The 25,890-nt window shown below is 66.7% G+C and carries 19 protein-coding genes; 16 read left to right on the top strand and 3 right to left on the bottom strand.

The annotated features are described in order from the left end of the window. The first annotated feature begins 77 nt into the window (after window positions 1–77). The 4 genes from smc (at window position 78) to def (ending at window position 7,731) form a co-directional block, all read left to right on the top strand. Window positions 78–3,590, top strand: a complete 3,513-nt coding sequence (gene smc / locus ACTJLD_RS26925; RefSeq protein ID WP_440659983.1) for a chromosome segregation protein SMC — start codon at window positions 78–80, stop codon at window positions 3,588–3,590. Between the two features lie 85 nt (window positions 3,591–3,675). Beyond that, window positions 3,676–4,959, top strand: coding sequence for a cell division protein ZipA C-terminal FtsZ-binding domain-containing protein (locus tag ACTJLD_RS26920; protein WP_440659981.1), 1,284 nt, complete (start codon window positions 3,676–3,678; stop codon window positions 4,957–4,959). A 166-nt stretch (window positions 4,960–5,125) separates the two neighbouring features. Next, a complete protein-coding gene (gene ligA / locus ACTJLD_RS26915; RefSeq protein ID WP_440659979.1) occupies window positions 5,126–7,201 on the top strand; it encodes an NAD-dependent DNA ligase LigA in 2,076 nt (691 codons plus the stop codon). Beyond that, window positions 7,198–7,731: a peptide deformylase gene (gene def / locus ACTJLD_RS26910; RefSeq protein WP_059532269.1), complete on the top strand. Its 534-nt coding sequence runs from the start codon at window positions 7,198–7,200 to the stop codon at window positions 7,729–7,731. Before ligA ends, def begins: the two co-directional genes overlap by 4 nt. Before the next feature lie 90 nt (window positions 7,732–7,821). Here def and ACTJLD_RS26905 read toward each other — a convergent pair whose 3' ends face one another. The 3 genes from ACTJLD_RS26905 to map are packed head-to-tail and all read right to left on the bottom strand — an operon-like array spanning window position 7,822 to window position 13,282. Next, window positions 7,822–9,819 (bottom strand): pseudouridine synthase, encoded by a 1,998-nt coding sequence (locus ACTJLD_RS26905; protein WP_440659977.1) that lies wholly within the window; start codon window positions 9,817–9,819, stop codon window positions 7,822–7,824. Between the two features lie 16 nt (window positions 9,820–9,835). Further along, a complete protein-coding gene (locus ACTJLD_RS26900) occupies window positions 9,836–12,412 on the bottom strand; it encodes a [protein-PII] uridylyltransferase (RefSeq protein ID WP_060170433.1) in 2,577 nt (858 codons plus the stop codon). A gap of 54 nt (window positions 12,413–12,466) precedes the next feature. Then, the gene (gene map / locus ACTJLD_RS26895) at window positions 12,467–13,282 is read right to left on the bottom strand and encodes a type I methionyl aminopeptidase (protein WP_021159103.1); all 816 of its coding nucleotides are present in this window, start codon (window positions 13,280–13,282) and stop codon (window positions 12,467–12,469) included. Window positions 13,283–13,659: 377 nt separating this feature from the next. Here map and rpsB point away from each other — a divergent pair, with 377 nt between their 5' ends. From rpsB to fabZ, 12 genes are all read left to right on the top strand, one after another. Then, a complete protein-coding gene (gene rpsB, locus ACTJLD_RS26890; RefSeq protein ID WP_006483818.1) occupies window positions 13,660–14,400 on the top strand; it encodes a 30S ribosomal protein S2 in 741 nt (246 codons plus the stop codon). A gap of 162 nt (window positions 14,401–14,562) precedes the next feature. Next, window positions 14,563–15,444, top strand: coding sequence for a translation elongation factor Ts (gene tsf / locus ACTJLD_RS26885; RefSeq protein ID WP_021159104.1), 882 nt, complete (start codon window positions 14,563–14,565; stop codon window positions 15,442–15,444). A 163-nt stretch (window positions 15,445–15,607) separates the two neighbouring features. Next, entirely contained in the window at window positions 15,608–16,321 is a 714-nt protein-coding gene (pyrH, locus tag ACTJLD_RS26880) for a UMP kinase (RefSeq protein ID WP_011352459.1), read from the top strand. A gap of 91 nt (window positions 16,322–16,412) precedes the next feature. Then, window positions 16,413–16,973, top strand: coding sequence for a ribosome recycling factor (gene frr, locus ACTJLD_RS26875; protein ID WP_027787089.1), 561 nt, complete (start codon window positions 16,413–16,415; stop codon window positions 16,971–16,973). 47 nt (window positions 16,974–17,020) lie between these two features. Further along, window positions 17,021–17,803, top strand: coding sequence for a polyprenyl diphosphate synthase (gene uppS, locus ACTJLD_RS26870; RefSeq protein ID WP_006478494.1), 783 nt, complete (start codon window positions 17,021–17,023; stop codon window positions 17,801–17,803). Continuing rightward, window positions 17,797–18,618: a phosphatidate cytidylyltransferase gene (locus ACTJLD_RS26865; protein ID WP_027787090.1), complete on the top strand. Its 822-nt coding sequence runs from the start codon at window positions 17,797–17,799 to the stop codon at window positions 18,616–18,618. The genes uppS and ACTJLD_RS26865 overlap by 7 nt, the downstream gene beginning before the upstream one ends. 15 nt (window positions 18,619–18,633) lie before the next feature. Continuing rightward, entirely contained in the window at window positions 18,634–19,830 is a 1,197-nt protein-coding gene (locus ACTJLD_RS26860) for a 1-deoxy-D-xylulose-5-phosphate reductoisomerase (RefSeq protein ID WP_027787091.1), read from the top strand. An 11-nt stretch (window positions 19,831–19,841) separates the two neighbouring features. After that, window positions 19,842–21,227 carry an RIP metalloprotease RseP gene (rseP, locus tag ACTJLD_RS26855; RefSeq protein WP_059694695.1) on the top strand — a complete coding sequence of 462 codons (1,386 nt, stop codon included), beginning with the start codon at window positions 19,842–19,844 and terminating at the stop codon, window positions 21,225–21,227. Window positions 21,228–21,288: 61 nt separating this feature from the next. Then, window positions 21,289–23,598 (top strand): outer membrane protein assembly factor BamA, encoded by a 2,310-nt coding sequence (gene bamA / locus ACTJLD_RS26850; protein ID WP_057056463.1) that lies wholly within the window; start codon window positions 21,289–21,291, stop codon window positions 23,596–23,598. 64 nt (window positions 23,599–23,662) lie between these two features. Next, complete coding sequence (locus ACTJLD_RS26845) at window positions 23,663–24,160, top strand: OmpH family outer membrane protein (protein WP_011549544.1); 498 nt, start codon at window positions 23,663–23,665, stop codon at window positions 24,158–24,160. Window positions 24,161–24,176: 16 nt separating this feature from the next. Beyond that, the gene (gene lpxD, locus ACTJLD_RS26840; RefSeq protein WP_060170429.1) at window positions 24,177–25,256 is read left to right on the top strand and encodes a UDP-3-O-(3-hydroxymyristoyl)glucosamine N-acyltransferase; all 1,080 of its coding nucleotides are present in this window, start codon (window positions 24,177–24,179) and stop codon (window positions 25,254–25,256) included. A gap of 129 nt (window positions 25,257–25,385) precedes the next feature. Continuing rightward, on the top strand, window positions 25,386–25,853 hold the full coding sequence (gene fabZ / locus ACTJLD_RS26835) for a 3-hydroxyacyl-ACP dehydratase FabZ (RefSeq protein ID WP_021159112.1): 468 nt from the start codon (window positions 25,386–25,388) through the stop codon (window positions 25,851–25,853). Window positions 25,854–25,890 lie beyond the last annotated feature (37 nt).

Here is a 25,890-nt window from a genome sequence, read left to right as displayed (position 1 = left end):
CGTCGCGCGCATGGGCCGTCCGGCCTCGCGCAGTGCGGCTCCGTCCGTTTCACACCTTCTTCACATCCGATACCGCCGTGCGTCTGAGCTCGATCAAACTCGCTGGCTTCAAATCCTTTGTCGATCCCACGCATTTCCAGGTTCCGGGCCAGCTTGTCGGCGTGGTGGGCCCGAACGGGTGCGGCAAGTCCAACATCATCGACGCCGTGCGCTGGGTGCTCGGCGAGTCGCGCGCTTCCGAGCTGCGCGGCGAGTCGATGCAGGACGTGATCTTCAACGGCTCGACCGCCCGCAAGCCCGGCAGCCGGGCCAGCGTCGAACTGATCTTCGACAACTCCGACGGCCGCGCGGCCGGCCAGTGGGGCCAGTACGGCGAGATCGCCGTGAAGCGCGTGCTCACGCGCGACGGCACGTCGAGTTACTACATCAACAACCTGCCGGCGCGTCGCCGCGACATCCAGGACATCTTCCTCGGCACGGGCCTCGGGCCGCGTGCGTACGCGATCATCGGGCAGGGCATGATCGCGCGGATCATCGAGGCGAAGCCGGAAGAGCTGCGCGTGTTCCTCGAGGAAGCCGCGGGCGTCTCGAAGTACAAGGAGCGCCGCCGCGAGACCGAGAACCGCCTGCACGACACGCGCGAGAACCTGACGCGCGTCGAGGACATCGTCCGCGAACTCGGTGCGAACCTCGAGAAGCTCGAGGCGCAGGCCGTCGTCGCGACCAAGTACAAGGAACTCGTCGCCGACGGCGAGGAGAAGCAGCGCCTGCTGTGGCTGCTGCGCAAGAACGAGGCCGCGGGCGAGCAGCAGAAGCAGCAGCGCGCGACCGAACAGGCGCAGATCGACCTCGAGGCGCAGACGGCGAAGCTGCGCGAGGTCGAGGCGCAGCTCGAGACGCTGCGTGTCGCGCATTACTCGGCGAGCGACGCGATGCAGGGCGCGCAGGGTTCGCTCTACGAGGCGAATGCCGAGGTGAGCCGTCTCGAAGCCGAGATCAAGTTCATCGTCGAATCGCGCAATCGCGTGCAGGCGCAGATCGCCGCGCTGAACGCGCAGCGCGAGCAATGGCGCGCGCAGGCCGAGAAGGCGCAGGACGAGCTCGAGGAAGCCGAGGAAGCGCGCGCGATGGCCGACGAGAAGGCCGCGCTCGCCGAAGACAACGCCGCCGCGAAGCACGACGCGCTGCCGGCGCTCGAAGCGAAATGGCGCGATGCGCAGGCGCAGCTCAACGACGAGCGCGCGCGGATCGCGCAGACCGAACAGTCGCTGAAACTCGAGGCCGCGCACCAGCGCAACGCCGACCAGCAGCTTCAGCAGCTTCAGCAGCGCCATGAGCGCCTGAAGAGCGAAGCGGGCGGGCTCGACGCGCCGGACGAGGCCCAGCTCGAAGAGCTGCGCATGCAGCTGGCCGAGCAGGAAGAGATCCTTGCCGAAGCGCAGGCGCGCCTCGCCGACGCGCAGGAAACGGTGCCGCGCCTCGATGGCGAACGCCGTGCCGCGCAGGAGCGCGTGCAGGCCGAGGCCGCGCAGATCCACCAGCTCGAGGCGCGTCTCGCCGCGTTGAAGCAACTGCAGGAAAACGTGCAGACCGAAGGCAAGGTGCAGCCGTGGCTCGACAAGCACGAGCTCGGCGCGCTGCCGCGCCTGTGGAAGAAGCTGCACGTCGAGGCCGGCTGGGAAGCGGCGCTCGAGGCCGTGCTGCGCGAGCGTCTCGCCGCGCTCGAAGTGTCGAATCTCGACTGGGTGAAGGCATTCGCGACCGATGCGCCGCCGGCGAAGCTCGCGTTCTATGCGCCGCCCGCGGCCGGCGAACCGCCCGCGGCCGTGGCGGGTCTGCGTCCGGTGCTGTCGCTCGTGCGCATCGACGATGCGGGCATCCGTGCGGTGCTGAACGACTGGCTCGGCAACGTGTACGTCGCCGACGACGTCGCACAGGCGCTCGCGACGCGCACGCAGCTGCCGGCAGGCGGCGCGTTCGTCGTCAAGGCCGGCCATGTTGTCACGCGCGTCGGCGTGCAGCTCTACGCCGCCGATTCGGAGCAGGCCGGGATGCTGGCCCGCCAGCAGGAAATCGAAAACCTGACGCGCCAGGTGCGTGCGCAGGCGCTGCTCGCCGACGAGGCGCGCACGGCGGCCGTGCGCGCGGAAGCCGCGCACACGCAGGCCACGCAGGCGCTCGGCGACGTGCGCGCACAGGCCGAGCGTGCGACGCAACGCGTGCACGCGCTGCAGATGGACGTGCTGAAGCTCGCGCAGGCGCACGAACGTTACACGCAGCGCAGCACGCAGATCCGCGAGGAACTCGAGGAAATCGGCGCGCAGATCGAAGAGCAGCGCGCGATGCGCGCGGAATCGGAAGCGAATTTCGAGCGTTTCGACGGCGAACTCGCGGAGCTGCAGGCGCGCTTCGAGGACAACCAGCTCGCATTCGAAGCACTCGACGAATCGCTGACGCAGGCGCGTCAGGAAGCGCGCGACCTGGAGCGCGGCGCGAACGACGCGCGCTTCGCCGCACGCAACGCGGTCACGCGGATCGACGAACTCAAGCGCAGCATCCAGGTCGCGCACGAGCAGAGCGAACGTGTTGCCGGATCGCTGGAAGACGCACGCGCCGAACTCGAGACGATCAACGAGCAGACCGCGCACACGGGCCTGCAGGACGCGCTCGAAGTTCGTGCGGTGAAGGAAGAGGCGCTGCAGGCCGCGCGGATCGAACTCGACGACCTGACCGCGAAGCTGCGCGCGTCGGACGAGCAGCGGCTCGTCGCCGAGCGCTCGCTACAGCCGCTGCGCGACCGCATCACCGAATTGCAGTTGAAGGAGCAGGCCGCGCGCCTGGCGGTCGAGCAGTTCGCCGAGCAACTGACGGCGGCCGAGGTCGACGAGGAAGCGCTGCGCGAGAAGCTCACGCCGGATCTGAAGCCGTCGTACCTGCAAGGCGAGGTCACGCGCCTGAACAACGCGATCAATGCGCTCGGCCCGGTGAACATGGCCGCGCTCGACGAGCTGAAGGCCGCGAGCGAGCGCAAGGTGTTCCTCGATGCGCAGTCGGCCGACCTGATCGACGCGATCACGACGCTCGAGGACGCGATCCACAAGATCGACCAGGAAACCCGCACGCTGCTGCAAGGCACCTTCGACGAGGTCAACCGTCACTTCAGCGACCTGTTCCCGCGCCTGTTCGGCGGCGGCCAGGCGAAGCTGATCATGACGGGCGACGAGATCCTCGATGCCGGCGTGCAGGTGATGGCGCAGCCGCCGGGCAAGAAGAACGCGACGATTCACCTGCTGTCGGGCGGCGAGAAGGCGCTGACCGCGACCGCACTGGTGTTCGCGATGTTCCAGCTCAATCCGGCGCCGTTCTGTCTGCTCGACGAGGTTGACGCGCCGCTCGACGACGCGAACACCGAGCGTTTCGCGAATCTCGTGCGCGCGATGTCCGACAAGACGCAGTTCCTGTTCATTTCGCACAACAAGATCGCGATGGAGATGGCGCAGCAGCTGATCGGCGTGACGATGCAGGAGCAGGGCGTGTCGCGGATCGTCGCGGTGGACATGGAAACCGCCGCGGGTTTTGCCCAGAATTGACGTTTGACGAAACCGGACCGCGTTCGCGCGGCGCATGGGCGCCCGTTCGCGGTTCCGACGAACAAGAATTGCTGATGGAGCGTGCATGGACGAGTTGACACTCGGTTTGATCGGCGCGGGCGCCGTCGTGGTGGGCGGCGTCGTGGTCTACAACGCATGGCAGGGCGCGAAGGTGCGGCGCAGGATGCCGCGCCCGATGCCGGAGGAAGCGGCCGAGGCGATGAACCGCCCCGAGCGCGACGAAGAGTTGCCGTTCATCGAGCCGGTGCGTCAGCCGGTGCGGCGCGAGCCTGTGGCGCCGGCTGCTGCGGCTGCCGCGTCGGCGGAAGTCGCGCGCGTCGAGCCGACCTTCGGCGGTGCGGCGCCTGCCGACATGCCGGCCGATCTGCAGGCCGAGGCGACCGGCGTCGAGTCGTCGGCCGAGCCGGTCGAGCCGGTCGACGCGGTTGCCGGCGAAGACACCGTGCCGGCCACCGCGCACGACACGCACGCTGAAGCGGCCGAGCCGGTCGAACCCGTGCTGCCGGCCGCGACGACGATCTCGTCGGCACCGCCGGCGATCGTCGACCGCCGGATCGACTGCATCGTGCCGATCCGCCTCACCGGTTTGCTGCCGGGCGACAAGATCCTGCCGGCCGCGCAGCGGCTGCGCCGCGCGGGCAGCAAGCCCGTGCATATCGAAGGCAAGCCCGAAGGCGGCCAGTGGGAGCTGCTGCAGAACGGCGTGCGCTACGAGGAACTGCGCGCGGCCGCGCAGCTCGCGAACCGCAGCGGCGCGCTGAACGAGCTCGAGTTCTCCGAATTCGTGACGGGCGTCCAGCAGTTCGCCGACGCGATCGACGGCGCGCCGGAATTCCCGGACATGATGGAAACGGTCGCGATGGCGCGCGAGCTCGACGCGTTTGCCGCGCAATGCGACGCCCAGTTGTCGATCAACGTGATGTCGGACGGCGCGCCGTGGTCGGCGAACTACGTGCAGGCGGTCGCGTCGCAGGACGGGCTGCTGCTGTCGCGCGACGGCACGCGTTTCGTGAAGCTCGACGCGAAGCAGAACCCGGTGTTCATGCTGCAGTTCGGCGACACGAACTTCCTGCGTGACGACCTCACGTACAAGGGCGGCAACATGATCACGCTGGTGCTCGACGTACCGGTCGCCGAAGAGGACATCCTGCCGTTCCGGCTGATGTGCGACTACGCGAAGTCGCTGTCCGAACGGATCGGTGCGCGGGTCGTCGACGATTCGCGCCGGCCGCTGCCGGAATCGACGCTCGTCGCGATCGACCAGCAACTGATGAAGCTGTACGCGAAGCTCGAGGAAGCCGGCATTCCGGCCGGTTCGCCGGTCACGCGCCGCCTCTTCAGCCAGTAACGCGAACGCACGGGCGGCGGGCTTCGGCGCCGCCGTTCGTCGCTGCGGCGCACACCTCGCTGTTTGCGCTGCAGCACGCGCATCGGGCGCGTTTTGCGCGCCCCGCCACGGCGGCAAACTGAGATAATCGGGCATCCGATTTTCTCAGAACGAATCTGCCGCCAGCATGGCCCGAACCCAAGCCGAACCGCCAGCCAGCCAGCCCGACGCGCGCGCCGCGTGGCTGCGCGACCAACTCGAGCGGGCGAACTACGCCTACTACGTGCTCGATCAGCCGGATCTGCCCGACGCCGAGTACGACCGACTGTTTCGCGAGTTGCAGCAGCTCGAAACCGATCATCCCGAACTCGTGACGCCCGATTCGCCGACGCAGCGCGTGGGCGGCGAGGCGGCCGGCGGCTTCACGCCGGTCGTCCACGATGCGCCGATGCTGTCGCTGAACAACGGCTTTGCCGACGAGGACATCGTCGCGTTCGACAAGCGCGTCGCCGATGCGCTCGACAAGGCGACCGATCTCGCCGGTTCGGTGACGGAGCCGGTCGACTACGCGTGCGAACTGAAGTTCGACGGTCTCGCGATCTCGCTGCGTTACGAGCAGGGCGTATTCGTGCAGGCGTCGACGCGCGGCGACGGCACGACCGGCGAGGACGTGACCGAGAACGTGCGCACGATCCGCTCGATTCCGCTGAAGCTGAAGGGCAAGAACGTGCCGGCCGTACTCGACGTGCGCGGCGAGGTGCTGATGTTCAAGCGCGATTTCGCACGCCTGAACGAACGCCAGCGCGCGGCCGAGCAGCGCGAATTCGCGAACCCGCGCAACGCGGCGGCCGGCAGCCTGCGCCAGCTCGACTCGAAGATCACCGCGCAGCGTCCGCTGTCGTTCTTCGCGTACGGGATCGGCGTGCTCGACGGGATGCCGATGCCCGATACGCACAGCGCGCTGCTCGACTGGTACGAGTCGCTCGGCCTGCCCGTGAACCGCGAGCGCGCGGTCGTGCAGGGCGCCGAGGGCTTGCTCGACTTCTTCCGCAAGGTCGGCGAGAAGCGCGAGTCGCTGCCCTACGACATCGACGGTGTCGTCTACAAGGTCAACCGGCGTGACGAGCAGGAGCGCCTCGGCTTCGTGTCGCGTGCGCCGCGCTTCGCGCTTGCTCACAAGTTCCCCGCGCAGGAAGCGCTGACGAAGCTCGTCGCGATCGACGTGCAGGTCGGGCGCACCGGCGCGGTCACGCCGGTCGCGCGCCTCGAGCCGGTGTTCGTCGGCGGGGCGACGGTGACCAACGCGACGCTGCACAACGAGGACGAGGTGCGCCGCAAGGACATCCGGATCGGCGATACCGTGATCGTGCGCCGCGCCGGCGACGTGATCCCCGAGGTGGTCGGTGCGCTGCTCGACCGGCGCCCGGCCGATGCGGCCGAATTCGTGATGCCGACCGAATGCCCGGTGTGCGGCTCGAAGATCGAGCGCCTGCCGGACGAGGCGATCGCGCGCTGCACGGGCGGCCTGTTCTGCCCGGCGCAACGCAAGCAGGCGCTGTGGCACTTCGCGCAGCGCCGCGCGCTCGACATCGACGGCCTCGGCGAGAAGATCATCGACCAGCTCGTCGAACTGAATCTCGTGCGCACGCCGGCGGACCTGTTCAATCTCGGCTTTGCGACGCTCGCCGAGCTCGACCGGTTTGCCGAGAAGTCCGCACAGAACCTGCTCGACTCGCTCGAGAAGGCGAAGCACACGACGCTCGCGCGCTTCATTTACGGGCTCGGTATCCGCCACGTGGGCGAATCGACCGCGAAGGATCTCGCGAAGCATTTCGGCTCGCTCACGCCGATCATGGACGCGTCGATCGAAGAGCTGCTCGAAGTCAACGACGTCGGGCCGATCGTCGCCGAGTCGATTCATCAGTTCTTCGCGGAAGAGCACAACCGGACCGTGATCGAGCAGTTGCGCGCACCGGGCAAGGTGACGTGGCCGGAAGGGCCGCCCGCGCCGAAGGCGCCGCAGGGCGTGCTGGCCGGCAAGACCGTCGTGCTGACGGGCACGCTGCCGACGCTCACGCGCGATGCCGCGAAGGAAATGCTCGAAGCGGCGGGCGCGAAAGTGGCCGGTTCGGTATCGAAGAAGACGGATTACGTGGTCGCGGGCGCCGAAGCCGGCAGCAAGCTCGCGAAGGCCGAGGAACTCGGCATCCCCGTGCTGGACGAAGACGGCCTGCACCAACTCCTGGAGGGCAATACGCCATGATTCGCGAGATCCTGAAGATGGGCGATCCGCGCCTGCTCGAAGTCGCCAAGCCGGTCGAGCGGTTCGATACACCCGAGCTGCACGAGATCGTCGCGGACATGTTCGAGACGATGCACCATGCGAACGGCGCCGGCCTGGCCGCGCCGCAGATCGGCGTCGGGCTGCAGATCATCATCTTCGGCTTCGGCAACAACAACCGCTACCCGGAAGCGCCGCCGGTGCCCGAGACCGTGCTGATCAACCCGAAGGTCGAGTACATGCCGCCGGACATGGAAGAGGGCTGGGAAGGCTGCCTGTCGGTGCCGGGCATGCGCGGCGTCGTCAGCCGCTACGCGAAGGTGCGCTACAGCGGCTTCGACCAGTTCGGCGAGAAGATCGATCGTGTCGCCGACGGTTTTCACGCACGCGTCGTCCAGCACGAATATGACCACCTGATCGGCAAGCTGTATCCGATGCGGATCACCGATTTCACGCGCTTCGGCTTCACGGAAGTGCTGTTCCCGGGGCTCGATCCGGCTTCCGACGACTGATCCCTCTGCTTTCCCGGTTTCTCGCAGACAAGAAAAAGCCCGCTTGCGCGGGCTTTTTCATTGCATGGTGCACGTGTGGCGCGCCGGCGGTCAGAACGTCTCGTCGGCCGACAGATAGCGCCATTGCCCCTGTGGCAGTGCGCCGAGCATCACGCGGCCCATCCGGACGCGCTTCAGGCCGATCACGTCGAGACCCACCAGTTCGCACATGCGACGGATCTGGCGCTTCTTGCCTTCGCGCAGCACGAAGCGCAACTGCTCGCCGTTCTGCCAGCTCACCATCGCGGGCTTCAGCGCGACGCCGTCGAGCTCGAGGCCGTGGCGCAGCTTCGCGAGCGATTCCGCCGGGAAGTGCTGGTCGATGTCGATCAGCCGTTCGCCGAAGCGCACGCGCACCAGGTATTCCTTGTCGATATCCGACTGCTCGCCGATCAGCTGCTTCGCGATCACGCCGTTCTGCGTCAGCACGAGCAGGCCGGTCGAATCGATGTCCAGGCGGCCGGCCGGGGCGAGCGCGTGCAGGTGCTGCGGCGAGAAACGTACCGGCGAATGGTCGCCGCTCCAGCGGTTCGCGCGCGTGATCAGCACGGCTGCCGGCTCGTAGCCGTCTTCCGCCTGGCCCGACACATAACCGACGGGCTTGTGCAGCAGGATCGTCACTTGCGCGGCCTGCGCGGCGCTCGCGCGTTCGTCGATCTCGATCTTCTGGTCGGCGCGGACCTTGGTGCCGAGCGTGTCGATGCGTTCGCCGTCGACGAGCACCCAACCCTTTTCGATCCATTCGTCGGCTTCGCGGCGCGAGCACATGCCGAGCTCGGACATCCGCTTCGACAGGCGCATCAGGCCCGTTTCGTCGCCGTAGTCGACGTCGGCCGCCGCGCGCTTGACCGGTTGCGCGGTCTTGACCGCACCGAACGAGCGGCGTTCGCCGTCGCGCGCGGGGCGGGCCGGGCGGTCGCCGAAGCTGCGCTTCGCACCTTCGCCGGCCGTCTTGTCGCGATAGGACGGGCGCTTGCCGTCGTCGGCGCCTGCGCGGCGCGGACGGGCATCGTCATCGCGGCGCGGCGGACGATCGGACGACGGGCGGCGGTCGCCGAAGCTGCGCTTCGCACCTTCACCGGCTGCCTTGTCGCGATAGGACGAGCGTTTGTCGTCGTCGCCACCTGCGCGGCGCGGACGGGCATCGTCATCGCGGCGCGGCGGACGGTCGGACGACGGGCGGCGATCGCCGAAGCTGCGCTTTGCACCTTCGCCGGATGCCTTGTCGCGATAGGACGAGCGTTTGTCGTCGTCGCCACCTGCGCGACGCGGACGGGCATCGTCATCGCGGCGCGGCGGACGATCGGACGACGGGCGGCGATCGCCGAAGCTGCGCTTCGCACCTTCACCAGCTGCCTTGTCGCGATAGGGGGTACGCGGGCCGCCTTCACCACCGGCGCGACGCGGACGTGCGTCGTCATCACGGCGCGGCGGGCGATCGGACGACGTGCGACGGTCGCCGAAGCTGCGCTTCGCGCCTTCGCCGGATGCATTGTCACGGTACGGCGCGCGTGCGCCGCCTTCACCACCGGCGCGACGCGGACGTGCATCGTCATCGCGGCGGGGCGGGCGATCGGACGACGTGCGACGGTCGCCGAAGCTGCGCTTTGCACCTTCACCGGCTGCCTTGTCGCGATAGGACGAGTGTTTGTCGTCGTCGCCACCGGCGCGACGCGGGCGGGCATCGTCATCACGGCGCGGCGGACGATCGGACGACGTGCGGCGATCGCCGAAGCTGCGCTTCGCCCCTTCGCCGGCCGCGTTGTCGCGATACGGCGCGCGCGTGCCGCGTTCGGCACCGCCGTCACGCGGCGCACGCTTGGCCGGTGCGCGATCCGCGCCCGGGCGCTCGGCGCCGGCCGCGCCGCGCGGCTTGAACGAGCGTTCGCCGGCGGCGGCCGGGGCGGCCTTCTTCGGGCGGGCCGGCTTGTCCCCTGCGGGCGGCGCAGCGGGACGCACCGCCTTGCGGGCGACGAGGCTGCCGGAGCGGACAGGGGCGCGGGTCGGCGACGCCGGCTTCGGATTCTTGACGGTTAGTTTGGTGCGCATAAACGCTGGAATTCATTCAGACTGCGATCGCACGCAGCAACTCGGTTTCAAGCTGGATCTGCAGGCGGTTGTCGGACAGGCCGGCACCCGCGAGCAGGAAGATGTCCTCGACGCGTTCGCCGAGCGTATTGATCCGCGCCGCGTGGACGCCGATCCGATGCTCGGCGAGTACGCGCGCGATCGAATAGAGAAGGCCCGGCCGGTCGTTGGCCGACACGGACAGGATGTAGTACTGGCCGCGCTCGTCGGCCCGCAGGTCGACGCGCGGCGTGATCGGAAACGTCCGGGACAGCCTCGACAGGCGGCCCTTGGACGGCTCCGGCAGCGGTGCGGTTTCGGCGAGCCGCGACGCGAGCTGTTGTTCGACGAGATTCGCGATGTCGCGGTAGCGCACGTCGCGTTCGGTCTGCGTGACGATGAAGTTGTCGAGCGCGTAGCCGTGCCGCGTCGTGCTGACGCGCGCGTCGAGCACCGACAGCCCGTTGCGGTCGAAATACGCGCAGATGCCCGCGAACAGGTCGGGGCGATCCTTCACGTACACGAGCACCTGCAGCGCGTCGCCGATCGGCGACGGCCGCGCCCGGACGATCGCGGTTTCGGCGTTCACGTGCCGGTACAGCACGCGTGTCTGCCACGCGATGTCGGCTGCGTCGTGACGCAGGAAGAAGCCGACGTCGAGCTGGTCCCACAGCGCGCGATGGGCGTCCTCGGGCACGGTCTCGAGGCGCAGCAGCGCGAGCGCCTGCTCCTGCCGCGACTTCAGCTCCGAATGCGCGTCGGGGTTGGCGCCGCCGAGCACCGCGAGCGTGATGCGGTACAGGTCCTCGAGCAGCTTGCCTTTCCACGTGTTCCACACCTTCGGGCTCGTGCCGCGGATATCGGCGACGGTCAGCAGGTACAGCGCGGTGAGGTAGCGTTCGTTGCCGACGACTTCGGCAAAGCGCTTGATGACTTCGGGGTCGCTCGTGTCCTGCTTCTGCGCGACCTGGCTCATCGTCAGGTGATGCTGGACGAGCCACACGATCAACGACGCGTCGTCGCCGGCGATGCCGTGCTCGCGGCAGAAGCGCCGCGCATCGGCCATCCCGAGCGTCGAGTGATCGCCGCCGCGGCCCTTCGCGATGTCGTGGAACAGCGCGGCGACATACAGCACCCACGGGCGCTCGAAGTTGCCGATCAACTGGCTGCAGAACGGATATTCGTGCGCGTGCTCGGCCACCGCGAAGCGGCGGATGTTGCGCAACACCATCAGGATGTGCTGGTCGACCGTGTACACGTGGTACAGGTCGTGCTGCATCTGGCCGACGATGCGGCGGAAGTTCAGCAGATAGCGGCCGAGCACGCTCGTCTGGTTCATCAGCCGGAACGCGTGCGTGATGCCTTCGGGCTGCTGCAGGATCCGCATGAACGTGTCGCGGTTCTGCGGATCGCGGCGCCACGCGTTGTTCATGATCTCGCGCGAGTTGTACAGCGCGCGCAGCGTGCGGGCGGACAGGCCCTTCACGCCGCGGGTCGTCTCGTACAGCAGGAACGCTTCGAGGATCGCGTCGGGATGGCGCTCGAACACGCCGTCGTCGACGATCTCGAGCATCCCCTGCTTCTCGACGAAGCGGTCGGGCGACAGCACGCGCGTGATGCCGCTCGTCGCGGGAAAGAGCTGCGCCTCGATGTTCTGGATCAGGATCGTCGCGAGCTGCGTGACGGCTTTCGCGGCCCAGTAATAGCGGCGCATCAGCTGCTCGCTCGCGCGCTTGGTCTGCGTCGGCTGGTAGCCGAAGCTCTCGGCCGCCTGCGTTTGCAGGTCGAACACCAGCATGTCCTGGCGGCGGCCGGCGATCACGTGCAGCCGCGCGCGCAGCGTCTTCAGGAAGCCTTCGTTGCGGCGCAGCTCGCGCGCTTCGCGGTCGGTGATGAGGCCGCGCGTATCGAGTTCGCGCCAGCTGCTGCCGAAGCCTGCCGCGCGCGCGATCCACAGGATCGTCTGCAGGTCGCGCAGCCCGCCGGGGCTTTCCTTCACGTTCGGCTCGAGGCTGTACGGCGTGTCCTGGAACTTCGCGTGGCGCTGGCGCATCTCGAGCACCTTCGCGGTGAAGAACGCGCGGGCGTCGAGCGCCTCGTGGTAGCGCACCGTGAAGCGCTCGAACAGCGCGGTGCTGCCGACGATGCGGCGCGCTTCCAGCAGGGACGTTTGCACCGTGACGTCCTGCGACGCCTCCTCGATGCACTGCGCGACCGTGCGCACGCTGCTGCCGATCTCGAGGCCGAGATCCCACGCCATCCCGATGAAGCGTTCGATGCGCGCGTCGAGCGCGGGGTCGTGCGCATCGGGCAGCAGCACGAGGATGTCGACGTCGGAATAGGGCGCGAGCTCGCCGCGCCCGTAGCCGCCGACGGCGACGAGTGCCAGCGTCGCGGGCAGCCCGCAATCGTCCCACACGCGCTTGAGCGCATCGTCGGTGAGTTTCGACAGCGCGTGCATCAGGGACGCGACGTTCGTCGCGCGGCGAAAGCGCTCGAGCATCTCCGTCTTGGCGGCCTTGAATTCGGCGCGCCGCGACAGCGCGTCGGGCGAGGGGGCGGCGTGAGCGCTCATGGGCGGCCGGTCAGGTGCAGGTGGTGCGGGTGGGGCGGGCTGGCGCGACGGCGCTCAGACCGCGGCGGCCGGTTGCGCGAACACGGGGCGCGCCGGCGTGCCGGCCGACACGGTCAGCACCTCGTAGCCGGTTTCGGTGACGAGCACCGTGTGCTCCCACTGCGCCGACAGGCTGCGGTCGCGCGTCTTGACCGTCCACTGGTCGGGCATCGTGCGGATGTCGCGCTTGCCGGCGTTGATCATCGGCTCGATCGTGAAGATCATCCCGGCCTTCAGTTCGATGCCGGTACCCGGACGGCCGTAGTGGACGACCTGCGGATCCTCGTGGAACACCGTGCCGATGCCGTGGCCGCAGTATTCGCGCACGACGCTGTAGCCTTGCGCTTCCGCGTGCTTCTGGATCGCGTAGCCGATGTCGCCGAGGTGCGCGCCGGGCTTGACCTGGTCGATGCCGAGCCACATGCATTCGTAGGTGGTCTGCACGAGGCGCTTCGCGAGGATCGAGCCCTCGCCGACGATGAACATCCGGCTGGTGTCGCCGAAGTAGCCGTTCTTGATCACGGTGATGTCGATGTTCAGCGCGTCGCCGTTCTTGATCACCTTCTCGCCGGGAATGCCGTGGCAGATCACGTCGTTGACCGAAATGCAGGTGGCCTTCGGGTACGGCGGATAGCCGGGCGGCTGGTAGTTCAGCGGTGCCGGGATCGTGCCCTGTTCGTTGAGCATGAACTCGTGGCAGAGGCGGTCGAGTTCGGCGGTCGTGATGCCCGCGACGACGTGCGGCGTGATGAAGTCGAGCACTTCGCTCGCGAGACGGCAGGCGACGCGCATCTCGGCGATATCGTGTTCGTTTTTGAGCGTAATAGCCATCGAGGTATGCCTGGAATGCGGTGAATTGACGGATTATCGCACCTTCTGGCAGGCGTCGCAGCCCCTGCCGGCGGTGCGGGTGCGGGTTTTCGCGGATTGTCCGGCCGGCTGCCGCGCGGCTAGCGAAAGTGGTGAGCGACTTGAGAGCGGACAAATCGGCGTGCTATACTCTTTGGCTAAGTCGACATCCAAATGCCGTAGTGCCCCATTCCGGGGCGGCATCGCGGTGAAAGGCTTACGGCACGGGCGTTTTGCACGTGCCGAATCGCAAGCCGGCGCAACCAGGGTGCCGACCGCGCGGAAATCGTGCCTTTCGGGGCAGGTTCGTGCGGCGGTACGGCGGCCGGCTTAAGACCCAACCCTCGTGGAGAATTTACATGGCAGTTACGATGCGCCAAATGCTGGAAGCGGGTGTCCACTTCGGTCACCAGACGCGCTTCTGGAACCCGAAGATGGCTCCGTTCATTTTCGGTCACCGCAACAAGATTCACATCATCAACCTCGAAAAGACGCTGCCGATGTTCACGGACGCACAGAAGTACGTGCGCCAGCTGGCAGCGAACCGCGGCACGATCCTGTTCGTCGGCACGAAGCGTCAATCGCGTGACACGATCGCCCAGGAAGCGCAGCGCGCGGGCATGCCGTACGTCAACGCACGCTGGCTCGGCGGCATGATGACCAACTTCAAGACGCTGAAGGTATCGATCAAGCGCCTGAAGGACATGGAAGCGGCAGTCGAGGCAGGCGAGCTCGAGAAGATGAGCAAGAAGGAAGCGCTGCTGTTCGAACGCGAAATCGCGAAGCTGCAGAAGTCGATCGGCGGCGTGAAGGACATGGGCGGCATTCCGGACGCAATCTTCGTCGTCGACGTCGGCTATCACAAGATTGCCGTCACGGAAGCGAACAAGCTGGGCGTGCCGGTCATCGCCGTGGTCGATACGAACCACTCGCCGGAAGGTGTGGATTACGTGATCCCGGGTAACGACGACTCGAGCAAGGCAGTCGCGCTGTACGCTGAAGGCGTGGCCGACGCGATCCTCGAAGGCCGTGCGAACGCGGTCAACGAAGTGGTCCAGGCCGCACGCGGCGACGACGAGTACGTCGAGGAAAACGCGTAACTGGCCCCGAGCCGGCGCAAAAAGGGGGCTCTCAACAGGCCCCCTTTTTTTAAGCTTGTGCGCCGGACCTGATCGCGCCGAATCGGCGCGGGTCCGGAAACGATTTTCGGCCGTTCGCGTCCAAGCGGGCGGCGTTGTGAATACAGACTCAAGGAGCGAATGATGGCGGCAATTACCGCAAGCATGGTGGCAGAACTGCGCGCGAAGACCGACGCACCGATGATGGAGTGCAAGAAGGCGCTGACGGAAGCCGACGGCGATCTGGCCAAGGCTGAAGAGCTGCTGCGCGTCAAGCTCGGCAACAAGGCGAGCAAGGCGGCATCGCGCGTGACGGCAGAAGGCGTCGTCGCATCGTTCGTCGGCGGCAACGCAGGCGCGCTGGTCGAGCTGAACTGCGAAACCGACTTCGTCGCGAAGAACGACGACTTCCTCGCATTCTCGAAGACGGTTGCAGAACTCGTCGCGACGCAGAACCCGGCCGACGTGGCAGCGCTGTCGGCACTGCCGCTCGAAGGCTCGACGGTCGACGCAGTGCGCCTGGCCCTGATCGGCAAGATCGGCGAGAACGTCTCGATCCGCCGTTTCGTCCGTTTCGAAACCGCGAACAAGATCGCAACGTACCTGCACGGCGCGCGTATCGGCGTGATCGTCGAGTACACGGGTGCGGAAGAGCAGGTCGGCAAGGACGTCGCGATGCACATCGCGGCAATGAAGCCGGTCGCGCTGTCGTCGGCTGACGTGCCGGCGGAACTGATCGAGACGGAACGCCGCGTGGCCGAGCAGAAGGCTGCGGAATCGGGCAAGCCGGCCGAGATCGTCGCGAAGATGGTCGACGGTAGCGTCCAGAAGTACCTGAAGGAAGTGTCGCTGCTGAACCAGACGTTCGTGAAGAACGACAAGCAGACGATCGAGCAGATGCTGAAGGCAGCGAATGCGGCAGTGCAGAAGTTCGCGCTGTTCGTCGTCGGCGAAGGCATCGAGAAGCGCCAGGACGACTTCGCCGCCGAAGTGGCCGCGCAAGTCGCAGCAGCAAAGCAGCAGTAAGCCGTAAGCAGTCAGGCAGTATCCGCGGCGGGCGTCCGCTCCGCCGCGGTCGGCGCCGCCGCCGGCCGGCCGGGAAACCCGGTTCGACCGTCGGCGCTTGCCCGAATCAGTATTTCGCCCCTACAGTTCGTGGTTGTCATCCTCTCGTCGCTCGGAAGCCCCTATGTCCAATGCCTATAAACGCGTCCTCCTCAAACTCTCCGGCGAAGCGCTGATGGGCGACGATGCCTTCGGCATCAATCGCGCGACGATCGAACGGATGGTGGCCGATATCGCCGAAGTCGTGCGTCTCGGGACGCAGCTCGCGGTCGTGATCGGTGGCGGTAATATTTTCCGCGGTGTCGCGGGTGGCGCGGCCGGCATGGATCGCGCGACGGCGGACTACATGGGGATGCTCGCGACGATGATGAACGCGCTGGCGCTGCAGGACGCGATGCGCCACGCCGGCATCGAGGCGCGCGTGCAGTCCGCGCTGCGCATGGACCAGGTTGTCGAGCCGTACATCCGGCCCCGCGCGATTCGCCAGCTCGAGGAAGGCCGCGTCGTGATCTTCGCGGCCGGTACGGGCAACCCGTTCTTCACGACGGACACGGCCGCCGCGCTGCGCGGTTCGGAAGTGGGCGCCGAGGTCGTGCTGAAGGCGACCAAGGTCGATGGCGTATATTCTGCCGATCCGAAGAAGGATCCGTCGGCCACGCGCTACACGACGATCACGTTCGACGAGGCGATCAGCCGCAACCTGCAGGTGATGGACGCGACGGCCTTCGCGCTGTGCCGCGACCAGAAGCTGCCGATTCGCGTGTTTTCGATCAACAAGCCGGGCGCGCTCAAGCGCATCGTGCTGGGCGAGGACGAAGGTACGCTCGTCCACGTGTAAACTCCCGCGGATGCGGGCCATCGGCCGCGGCGCGCCGGACGCGCCGGGCAGGGCCCGCGTTCTTTGAAGGTTAGAAGGTTCGGAGGTTGAAATGAGTGTCGCTGATACCAAGAAGGGCGTCGAGCAAAAGATGCAGCGCTCGATCGAAGCGTTCAAGAACGATCTGGCAAAGATCCGTACGGGCCGTGCACACACCGGTCTGCTCGATCACGTGCAGGTCGACTACTACGGGTCGATGGTGCCGATCTCGCAGGTCGCTAACCTGACGCTCGTCGATGCGCGCACGATCGGCGTGCAGCCGTGGGAAAAGAACATGGTCGCCAAGGTCGAAAAGGCCATTCGCGAAGCCGACCTGGGCCTGAACCCGGCTACGGCCGGCGACCTGATCCGCGTGCCGATGCCCGCGCTGACGGAAGAGCGCCGCCGCGAACTGACCAAGGTCGTCAAGGGCGAAGGCGAAACGGCCAAGGTCGCGATCCGCAACCTGCGCCGCGACGCGAACGAAGCGCTCAAGAAGCTCGTGAAGGACAAGGAAATCTCGGAAGACGACGAGCGCCGTGCGAGCGACGACGTGCAGAAGCTGACCGACAAGCACGTTGCCGAAATCGACAAGCTCGTGCAGACCAAGGAAGCCGAGATCATGACGGTCTGACGACCGTCCTCGCGCGCCGCCTTCTTCCCGCAACTGTCTCAACGGCCATGACCTATACCAGCTCTACCGTTCGCGTGCCTGACGTCGGTGTCGTGCCGCGTCACATCGCGATCATCATGGACGGCAACGGCCGTTGGGCGACCGAACGCCGCTTGCCGCGCGTCGCGGGGCATACCCGCGGCGTCGATGCCGTGCGGGCGGTGGTCGAGGGCTGCGCGCGCGCCGGCGTCGAATACCTGACGCTGTTCGCGTTCAGTTCGGAAAACTGGCGCCGGCCGAACGACGAAGTGTCGTTCCTGATGCGGCTCTTCATCACCGCGCTCGAGCGCGAGGTCGGCAAGCTCCATGCGAACGGGATCCGCCTGCGTGTCGTCGGCGATCTCGACCGTTTCGAGCCGCGCATCCGCGAACTGATTCGCCGCGCCGAAACCAAGACGGCGCGCAACACCCGTCTTACGCTCACCATCGCGGCCAACTACGGCGGCCGGTGGGACATCCTGCAGGCGACGAAGAAGCTCGTCGAGCAGGCCGTGCGCGAAGGGCGCGAGGTCGAAGTGACCGAGGACGCGTTCGCGCCGCACCTGGCGATGGCCTATGCGCCGGAGCCCGATCTCTTCATCCGTACCGGTGGCGAGCAGCGCGTCAGCAACTTCCTGCTGTGGCAGCTCGCGTACGCCGAATTCTATTTCACCGACAAATACTGGCCGGATTTCGACGGCGCGGCACTGGCCGACGCCATGGCGTCGTATACGGAGCGCGAACGTCGTTTCGGCCGCACGAGCGCACAGCTCGAACCGCAATCGCAGAACGCCGACTCCCTTTCATGCTGAAAACCCGTGTGATCACGGCGATCGTGATGCTGGCGGTACTGCTGCCGGTGACGCTGTTCGCGCCGCTCACCGCGTTCGGCGCGCTGATCGGCGTCGTGCTCGTGTTCGCCGCGTGGGAATGGGCGCGCCTGCTCAAGCTCGGCGGCGCCGGCCCGGTCGTCTATGCAGTCGTCGCGGCGCTTGCGCTCGCGGCGACGGTGCCGCTCGGCGTCGATGCGGCTTCGTCCCGTCCCCTTTTCATGGCAGCCGGCGTGTTCTGGCTGCTGGTCGGCCCGTTCGCGCTGCGGCGCAAGCCCGAACTCGCGGGCGGCGTCTGGCGGCCGTTCCTGCTGGCGGCCGGCCTCGTGGTCTTTGCGGCCTGCTGGCATGCGCTCGTCGCGGCGCGCGCGCTGGGCGTGCCGTTCGTGCTGTCGCTGCTTCTGGTCGTCTGGCTGGCCGATATCGGCGCATACTTCGCGGGCAAGGCCTTCGGAAAGCGTAAACTGGCCATCACGATCAGCCCCGGCAAGAGCTGGGAAGGCGCGATCGGCGGCTGGCTCGCCGTGATGGTCGTCGCCGGTGTTGCGATGGTCGTGCACGCGTTCGAGCCGACCCTGTTTTCCGCGTTCGCCGTGCGTTACGGAATGCCCGGCGCGTGGGCCGCACTGACGCTGCTGGTCGCGTACAGCGTGATCGGCGACCTGTTCGAGTCGCTGCTGAAGCGGCAGGCGGGCGTGAAGGATTCGAGCGGACTGCTGCCTGGCCATGGCGGCGTGCTCGACCGTGTCGACGCGCTGCTTCCGGTGCTGCCGCTCGCGATGCTGCTGCTTGGTTAAACCACTATTTCTGTTATGCAAAAACGTCTGACATTGCTCGGTTCCACGGGCTCGATCGGAGACAGCACGCTCGACGTGGTCGCGCGCCATCCCGAGCGCTTCTCGGTCTACGCGCTGACCGCACACCGCAACGGCGACAAGCTGGTCGAGCAATGCCTGCGCTTCGCGCCTGAAGTGGCGGTGGTCGGCGATGCCGCGACCGCCGCGCACGTCGAAGCGAAACTGCGTGCGGCGGGCAGCAAGACGACCGTGCTGCACGGGCCGCAGGCGCTCGTCGACGTGTCGAAGAGCGACGGCTGCGACACGGTGGTCGCGGCGATCGTCGGTGCGGCCGGCCTCGCGCCGAGCCTCGCGGCCGCGCGCGCCGGCAAGCGCATCCTGCTCGCGAACAAGGAATCGCTGGTGATGTCGGGCGCGATCTTCATGGACGCCGTGCGCGACCATGGCGCGATCCTGCTGCCGGTCGACAGCGAACACAACGCGATCTTCCAGTGCATGCCGCGCGACGAGAACGAGCACGGCGGGATCTCGAAGATCATCCTGACCGCGTCGGGCGGCCCGTTCCGCACGCGCGAACCGGCCACGCTCGTCGACGTGACGCCGGACGAAGCGTGCAAGCATCCGAACTGGGTGATGGGCCGCAAGATCTCGGTCGACTCCGCGACGATGATGAACAAGGGCCTCGAGGTGATCGAGGCGCACTGGATCTTCGGACTGCCGGGCGACCGGATCGACGTGCTGATCCATCCGCAGAGCGTGATCCATTCGCTCGTGTCGTACCGCGACGGCTCGGTGCTCGCCCAGCTTGGCAACCCCGACATGCGCACGCCGATCGCGCACGCACTCGCGTTCCCCGAGCGCGTCGATGCGGGCGTCGATCAGCTCGACCTCGCGCAGATCGCCCAGCTGTCGTTCGAGAAGCCCGATTACGCGCGCTTCCCGTGCCTCGCGCTCGCGCTGAAGGCACTCGAGGAAGGCGGTATCGCGAGCGCCGCATTGAACGCGGCGAACGAAGTGGCGGTCGAAGCGTTTCTCGCGCGCCGCATCGGCTTCATGGCGATTGCGGCGACGGTCGACGCCGTGCTCAACACGCTGCCGAACCGCGCGCCCGACGGGCTCGACGACGTCCTGGCGGCGGATGCAGAGGCACGCCGCCTCGCCGCCGAGATCATTGCCAAAGCGCCTGCGCCACGCGTGGAGCGCACTGTCTGAATGGGGTGCTCATGAACGTGCTGGTCGAACTGATCGCGTTTGCGGTGGCGATCGGGGTGCTGGTCGTCGTGCATGAGTACGGACATTATCGCGTCGCGCGCTGGTGCGGCGTGAAGGTGCTGCGTTTCTCGATCGGCTTCGGCCAGCCCGTCGCGCGCTGGGTCAGCCGCCGGACGGGCACCGAGTGGACGCTGTCCGCGTTGCCGCTCGGCGGCTACGTGAAGATGCTCGACGAACGCGATCCCGGCCCCGGCATCCCGCCCGAGGAGCTCGGCCAGGCGTTCAACCGGCAATCGGTCTACAAGCGCATCGCGATCGTCGCGGCCGGGCCGATTGCCAACTTTCTGTTGGCAATCTTCCTTTTTTCCGTCGTATTTGCCACCGGTGTGACCGAGCCGGCCGCGATCGTCGCGCCGCCGGCCGCCGGTACTGCGGCGGCGCGCGCGGGCTTTGACGGTGGTGAGGCGATCGTGTCGATCCGCAACGTGCGCACGGGCGACGCGCAAGGCGGCGAGTCCGAGCCGGTAAGGTCGTGGTCGGACCTGCGCTGGAAGCTGCTCGCGGCCGCGTTCGATCACCGCGAGATCGTGCTCGGCGCGCGCGACGGCAACACGACGTTCGATTTCCGCGTCGACCTGCGCAACGTTCCCGAAAGTCAGCTCGACGACGATTTCATGGCCCATCTGGGCTTCGAGACCGGCGGCGGCACGCTGTCGGTCGCGTCGGTGCAGCCCGGCAGCGCGGCGGAGCAGGCGGGCCTGAAGTCCGGCGACAAGCTGGTCGCGCTCGACGGCAAGCCGATCGGCGGCGCGACGCGCTTCATCGATTTCGTGAAACACCATGCGGGCAAGCCGCTCGAGCTGCAGATCGAGCGCGACGGCGCCGCGCAGACGGTGTCGATCGTGCCGCAGATGCAGCGCGACGACGAATCGGGGCAGCAGGTCGGCCGTATCGGTGCGGCGCTGTCGATGCATGCGCCGTCCGTTGACGTGCGTTACGGGCCGATCGAGAGCCTGCGGCTCGGCGCGCACCGCACGTGGGACATTTCCGTGTATTCGCTGCGGATGTTCGGGCGCATGATCACGGGCAACGCGTCGCTGAAGAATCTGTCCGGCCCCGTGACGATTGCCGACTACGCGGGCAAGAGTGCGCGGCTCGGTCCGTCGGCGTTCCTGTCGTTCCTCGCCCTTGTCAGCATTAGCCTTGGCGTCCTGAACTTGTTGCCGATTCCCGTTTTGGACGGGGGGCATCTGTTATATTATGCGGTTGAAGCCGCGACCGGGAAAGCCGTCTCGGAGCGCTGGCAGCTGATTCTGCAAAGAGCCGGGTTGATCTGCATCGTCGCGTTGTCGGCGATCGCGCTGTTCAACGATCTGGCTCGGTTAATCCATTTCTGAAGCGTCAGGCGGCGGCCGCTGGGCAGCCGCCTGATTTGATGCAGCTAAATATTGGGGATGCATGTTGTTCAAACCTCATCGTTTTGTACCTAAGACAGTTGCAGCGGCCGCGCTCGCCGCGCACGGCCTCGCGGCGCATGCAGCGGCACCGTTCGTGGTGCAAGACATCAAGATCGAGGGGCTGCAGCGCGTCGAAGCGGGTTCGGTGTTCGCCTACCTGCCGATCAAGCAGGGCGATACCTTCACGGACGACAAGGCATCCGAAGCAATCCGCGCGCTGTACGCGACGGGCTTTTTCAACGACGTACGCATCGCCACGCAGGGCAACGTCGTGATCGTGCAGGTGCAGGAGCGTCCGGCCATTGCGTCGATCGACTTCACCGGCACGAAGGAATTCGACAAGGACAACCTGACGAAGGCGCTGCGTGCGGTCGGCCTTGCCGACGGCCGTTATTACGACAAGGCGCTCGTCGACAAGGCGGAGCAGGAGCTCAAGCGCCAGTACCTCACGCGCGGCTTCTACGCGGCCGAGGTCAAGACGACGGTCACGCCAGTCGACGCGAACCGTGTGTCGATCCTGTTCGCGGTGGCCGAAGGCCCGAGCGCGAAGATCCGCCAGATCAACTTCATCGGCAACAAGGCATTCAGCACCAGCACGCTGCGCGACGAGATGCAGCTGTCCACGCCGAACTGGTTCTCCTGGTACACGAAGAACGACCTGTACTCGAAGGAAAAGCTGACGGGCGACCTCGAAGCGGTGCGCTCGTACTACCTGAACCGCGGCTATCTCGAGTTCAACATCGATTCGACCCAGGTGTCGATCTCGCCCGACAAGAAGGACATGTACCTGACGGTCACGCTGCACGAAGGCGAGCCGTACACGGTGTCGGGCATCAAGCTGTCGGGCAACCTGCTCGATCGCGAGGCCGAACTCAGCAAGCTGATCAAGATCAAGCCGGGCGATCGCTTCTCGGCCGAAAAGCTGCAGCAGACCACCAAGTCGATCGTCGACAAGCTCGGTGAATACGGCTATGCATTCGCGACCGTCAACGCGCAGCCGGACATCGACCAGGCGAACCACAAGGTGAACCTGAACCTCGTCGTCGATCCGAGCCGCCGCGTGTACGTGCGCCGGATCAACGTCGTCGGCAACACGCGCACGCGCGACGAAGTCGTGCGCCGCGAAATGCGCCAGCTCGAAAGCTCGTGGTTCGATTCGAACCGCCTCGCGCTGTCGAAGGATCGCGTGAACCGTCTCGGCTACTTCACCAACGTCGATGTGACGACGGTGCCGGTCGACGGCACGAACGACCAGGTCGACGTGAACGTCAAGGTCGATGAAAAGCCGACCGGCGCGATCACGCTGGGCGCCGGCTTCTCGTCGACGGACAAGGTCGTGCTGTCGGCGGGCGTGTCGCAGGACAACGTGTTCGGCTCGGGTACCAGCCTGTCGGTGAACGTCAACACCGCGAAGAGCTACCGTACGCTGACCGTCACGCAGGTCGACCCGTATTTCACGGTCGACGGCATCAAGCGGATCACGGACGTCTACTACCGCACGTACCAGCCGCTCTACTATTCGACGAGCTCGAGCTTCCGGATCATCAGCGCGGGCGGCAACCTGAAGTTCGGCATTCCGTTCTCGGAAGTCGACACCGTCTACTTCGGCGCCGGCTTCGAGCAGAACCGTCTCGACGTCGATTCGAACACGCCGCAGAGCTACCAGGATTACGTGAACGAGTTCGGCCGCGTGTCGAACACGGTGCCGCTGACGGTCGCGTGGTCGCGCGACGCGCGTGACAGCGCGCTGATTCCGAGCCGCGGCTACTTCACGCAGGCGAACATGGAGTACGGCGTACCGGTCGGCAAGATCCAGTATTACAAGGCCGACCTGCAGGCCCAGTACTACTATTCGTTCTCGCGCGGCTTCATCCTGGGCCTGAACCTGCAAGGCGGCTACGGTAACGGTATCGGCAACCCGTACCCGATCTTCAAGAACTACTACGCGGGCGGTATCGGCTCCGTGCGTGGCTACGAGCCGAGCTCGCTGGGCCCGCGCGACACGAAGACGAACGACCCGATCGGCGGTTCGAAGATGCTCGTCGGCAACATCGAGCTGACGTTCCCGCTGCCGGGCACGGGCTACGACCGCACGCTGCGCGTGTTCACGTTCCTCGACGGCGGTAACGTGTGGGGCAACGCGCCGGGCGGCACGAGTACGGGCGCCAACGGCCTGCGTTACGGCTACGGCGTGGGTCTCGCGTGGATCTCGCCGATCGGCCCGCTGAAGCTGAGCCTCGGCTTCCCGCTGCAGAAGCACGAAGGCGACCAGTACCAGAAATTCCAGTTCCAGATCGGGACGGCGTTCTGACCGAACGCATGACAACAGCAACGAGAGGGTAATTTTGCTAACCGGTAAGTTTTCGAAACGAGTGATGTGCGCGCTGACCGTTGCGCTGGCCTTGGGCGCTGCGACGGTGCACGCACAGGACGTCGCCCGCATCGCGGCGGTCAATTCGGATCGGATCCTGCGCGAGTCGGCGCCCGCGAAGGCGGCGCAGACGAAGCTCGAAGCCGAGTTCGCGAAGCGTGACAAGGATCTGCAGGATCTTGCGGCACGCCTGAAGTCGATGTCCGATTCGCTGGACAAGAACGGTGCGTCGCTGTCGGCGGCCGATCGCGCGCAGAAGCAGCGCGATCTCGCCCAGCTCGATACCGACTTCCAGCGCAAGCAGCGCGAGTTCCGCGAAGACCTGAACCAGCGCCGCAACGAGGAGCTGGCGGCCGTGCTCGAGAAGGCGAACAAGGTCATCAAGCAGATCGCCGAGCAGCAGAATTACGACCTGATCGTGCAGGAAGCCGTGTACGTCAGCCCGCGCATCGACATCACCGACAAGGTGCTCAAGGCGCTCGCGTCCGGCTCGACGAACTGAACGGAGCAGACGACGAATGGCATTGACGCTTGAGGAACTCGTAAAGCGGTTCGGCGGCGAGATCGCCGGCGACGCACAGTGCAAGGTGAGCGGGCTCGCACCGCTCGACCAGGCAGGCCCGCAGCAACTCGCGTTCCTCGCGAATCCGAAGTACCTGTCGCAGGTCGAGTCGACCCGCGCCGGCGCGGTGCTGATCGCGCCGAAGGATCTGGAAAAGCTGGGCGCGGCCGCGACGGGTCGCAATTTCATTGTCACGCCGAATCCGTACGCGTACTTCGCGCGCGTCGCGCAGATGTTCATCGATCTGGCCACGCCGCAGCGTGCCGCCGGCGTGCATCCGAGCGCGACGATCGATCCGGCCGCGCAGGTCGCCGCGAGCGCGGTGATCGGCCCGCACGTGACGGTCGAGGCCGGTGCGGTGATCGAGGACGGCGTGCAGCTCGACGCGAACGTCTTCATCGGCCGCGGCACGACGATCGGCGCGGGCTCGCACATCTATCCGAACGCGTCGGTGTACCACGGCTGCAAGGTCGGCCCGCGCGCGATCATCCATGCGGGCGCCGTGATCGGCTCCGACGGTTTCGGCTTCGCGCCGGATTTCGTCGGCGACGGCGACGCGCGCACCGGCAGCTGGGTCAAGATCCCGCAGGTCGGCGGCGTATCGATCGGCCCGGACGTCGAGATCGGCGCGAACACGACGATCGACCGCGGCGCGATGGCGGATACCGTCATCGAAGAATGCGTGAAGATCGACAACCAGGTGCAGATCGCCCACAACTGCCGGATCGGCGCCTACACGGTGATCGCCGGCAAGGCGGGCATCGCGGGCAGCACGACGATCGGCCGCCACTGCATGATCGGCGGCGCGGCCGGGATCGCCGGCCACGTGACGCTCGGCGACTATGTCATCATCACCGCGAATTCGGGCGTATCGAAGTCGCTGCCGAAGGCCGGCATCTATACCAGCGCGTTCCCGGCCGTCGACCACGGCGAATGGAACAAGAGCGCCGCGCTCGTGCGCAACCTCGACAAGCTGCGCGAGCGCATCAAGGCGCTCGAGGCCGCGCTCGCCGCCCAGGGCGGCACGGGCGCCTGAGCGCATCATGCGAGACCTCGAACCGGGCACGGCCAGCGCAACCGGCCCGGTTTGCCAGACTGGGCCGCACGGCGGCCCGCTTCAGCCTTTGCATCACCACCGCGCAGCCTCTGCGTGAGACGAACCATCATGAGCACTGAAAAAATCAATCTCGACATCCACAAGATCCTCACGCTGCTGCCGCATCGCTACCCGATTCTGCTCGTCGATCGCGTGCTCGAACTCGAACCGCACAAGGGAATCAAAGCGCTGAAGAACGTGTCGATCAACGAGCCGTTCTTCCAGGGGCATTTCCCGAAGCGGCCGGTGATGCCGGGCGTGCTGATCCTCGAGGCGCTCGCGCAGGCCGCGGCGCTGCTGACCTTCTCGGAAGAGCAGCCGAAGGATCCGGAGAACACGCTGTACTACTTCGTCGGGATCGACGGCGCGCGCTTCAAGCGTCCGGTCGAACCGGGCGACCAACTGATTCTGAACGTGACGTTCGAACGCTACATCCGCGGCATCTGGAAGTTCAAGGCGGTGGCGGAAGTGGACGGCAAGGTGGCGGCGGAAGCCGAACTGATGTGCACGGTCAAGACGACCGACGTGGCGCCCTGAGCGACGCGGCACGCACAGGCAACGCAACGCGACACAT

Source organism: Burkholderia sp. 22088, from assembly GCF_052045915.1.
Taxonomy (GTDB): domain Bacteria; phylum Pseudomonadota; class Gammaproteobacteria; order Burkholderiales; family Burkholderiaceae; genus Burkholderia; species Burkholderia cepacia.
Note: the sequence above shows the minus strand (reverse complement) of the source record. Positions and strands in the feature narration are given on the sequence as shown.

Bases quoted from the DNA above. Each gene is read 5' to 3' on its own strand.
- ACTJLD_RS26860 (WP_027787091.1), top strand. From the start codon at position 18,634: ATGCAAAAACGTCTGACATTGCTCGGTTCCACGGGCTCGATCGGAGAC.
- ACTJLD_RS26845 (WP_011549544.1), top strand. From the start codon at position 23,663: ATGTGCGCGCTGACCGTTGCGCTGGCCTTGGGCGCTGCGACGGTGCAC.
- uppS (WP_006478494.1), top strand. From the start codon at position 17,021: ATGACCTATACCAGCTCTACCGTTCGCGTGCCTGACGTCGGTGTCGTG.
- ACTJLD_RS26900 (WP_060170433.1), bottom strand. From the start codon at position 12,412: ATGAGCGCTCACGCCGCCCCCTCGCCCGACGCGCTGTCGCGGCGCGCC.
- rpsB (WP_006483818.1), top strand. From the start codon at position 13,660: ATGGCAGTTACGATGCGCCAAATGCTGGAAGCGGGTGTCCACTTCGGT.
- ACTJLD_RS26865 (WP_027787090.1), top strand. From the start codon at position 17,797: ATGCTGAAAACCCGTGTGATCACGGCGATCGTGATGCTGGCGGTACTG.
- map (WP_021159103.1), bottom strand. From the start codon at position 13,282: ATGGCTATTACGCTCAAAAACGAACACGATATCGCCGAGATGCGCGTC.
- frr (WP_027787089.1), top strand. From the start codon at position 16,413: ATGAGTGTCGCTGATACCAAGAAGGGCGTCGAGCAAAAGATGCAGCGC.
- def (WP_059532269.1), top strand. From the start codon at position 7,198: ATGATTCGCGAGATCCTGAAGATGGGCGATCCGCGCCTGCTCGAAGTC.
- rseP (WP_059694695.1), top strand. From the start codon at position 19,842: ATGAACGTGCTGGTCGAACTGATCGCGTTTGCGGTGGCGATCGGGGTG.
- lpxD (WP_060170429.1), top strand. From the start codon at position 24,177: ATGGCATTGACGCTTGAGGAACTCGTAAAGCGGTTCGGCGGCGAGATC.
- ligA (WP_440659979.1), top strand. From the start codon at position 5,126: ATGGCCCGAACCCAAGCCGAACCGCCAGCCAGCCAGCCCGACGCGCGC.
- fabZ (WP_021159112.1), top strand. From the start codon at position 25,386: ATGAGCACTGAAAAAATCAATCTCGACATCCACAAGATCCTCACGCTG.
- tsf (WP_021159104.1), top strand. From the start codon at position 14,563: ATGGCGGCAATTACCGCAAGCATGGTGGCAGAACTGCGCGCGAAGACC.
- bamA (WP_057056463.1), top strand. From the start codon at position 21,289: ATGTTGTTCAAACCTCATCGTTTTGTACCTAAGACAGTTGCAGCGGCC.
- ACTJLD_RS26905 (WP_440659977.1), bottom strand. From the start codon at position 9,819: ATGCGCACCAAACTAACCGTCAAGAATCCGAAGCCGGCGTCGCCGACC.
- pyrH (WP_011352459.1), top strand. From the start codon at position 15,608: ATGTCCAATGCCTATAAACGCGTCCTCCTCAAACTCTCCGGCGAAGCG.
- ACTJLD_RS26920 (WP_440659981.1), top strand. From the start codon at position 3,676: ATGGACGAGTTGACACTCGGTTTGATCGGCGCGGGCGCCGTCGTGGTG.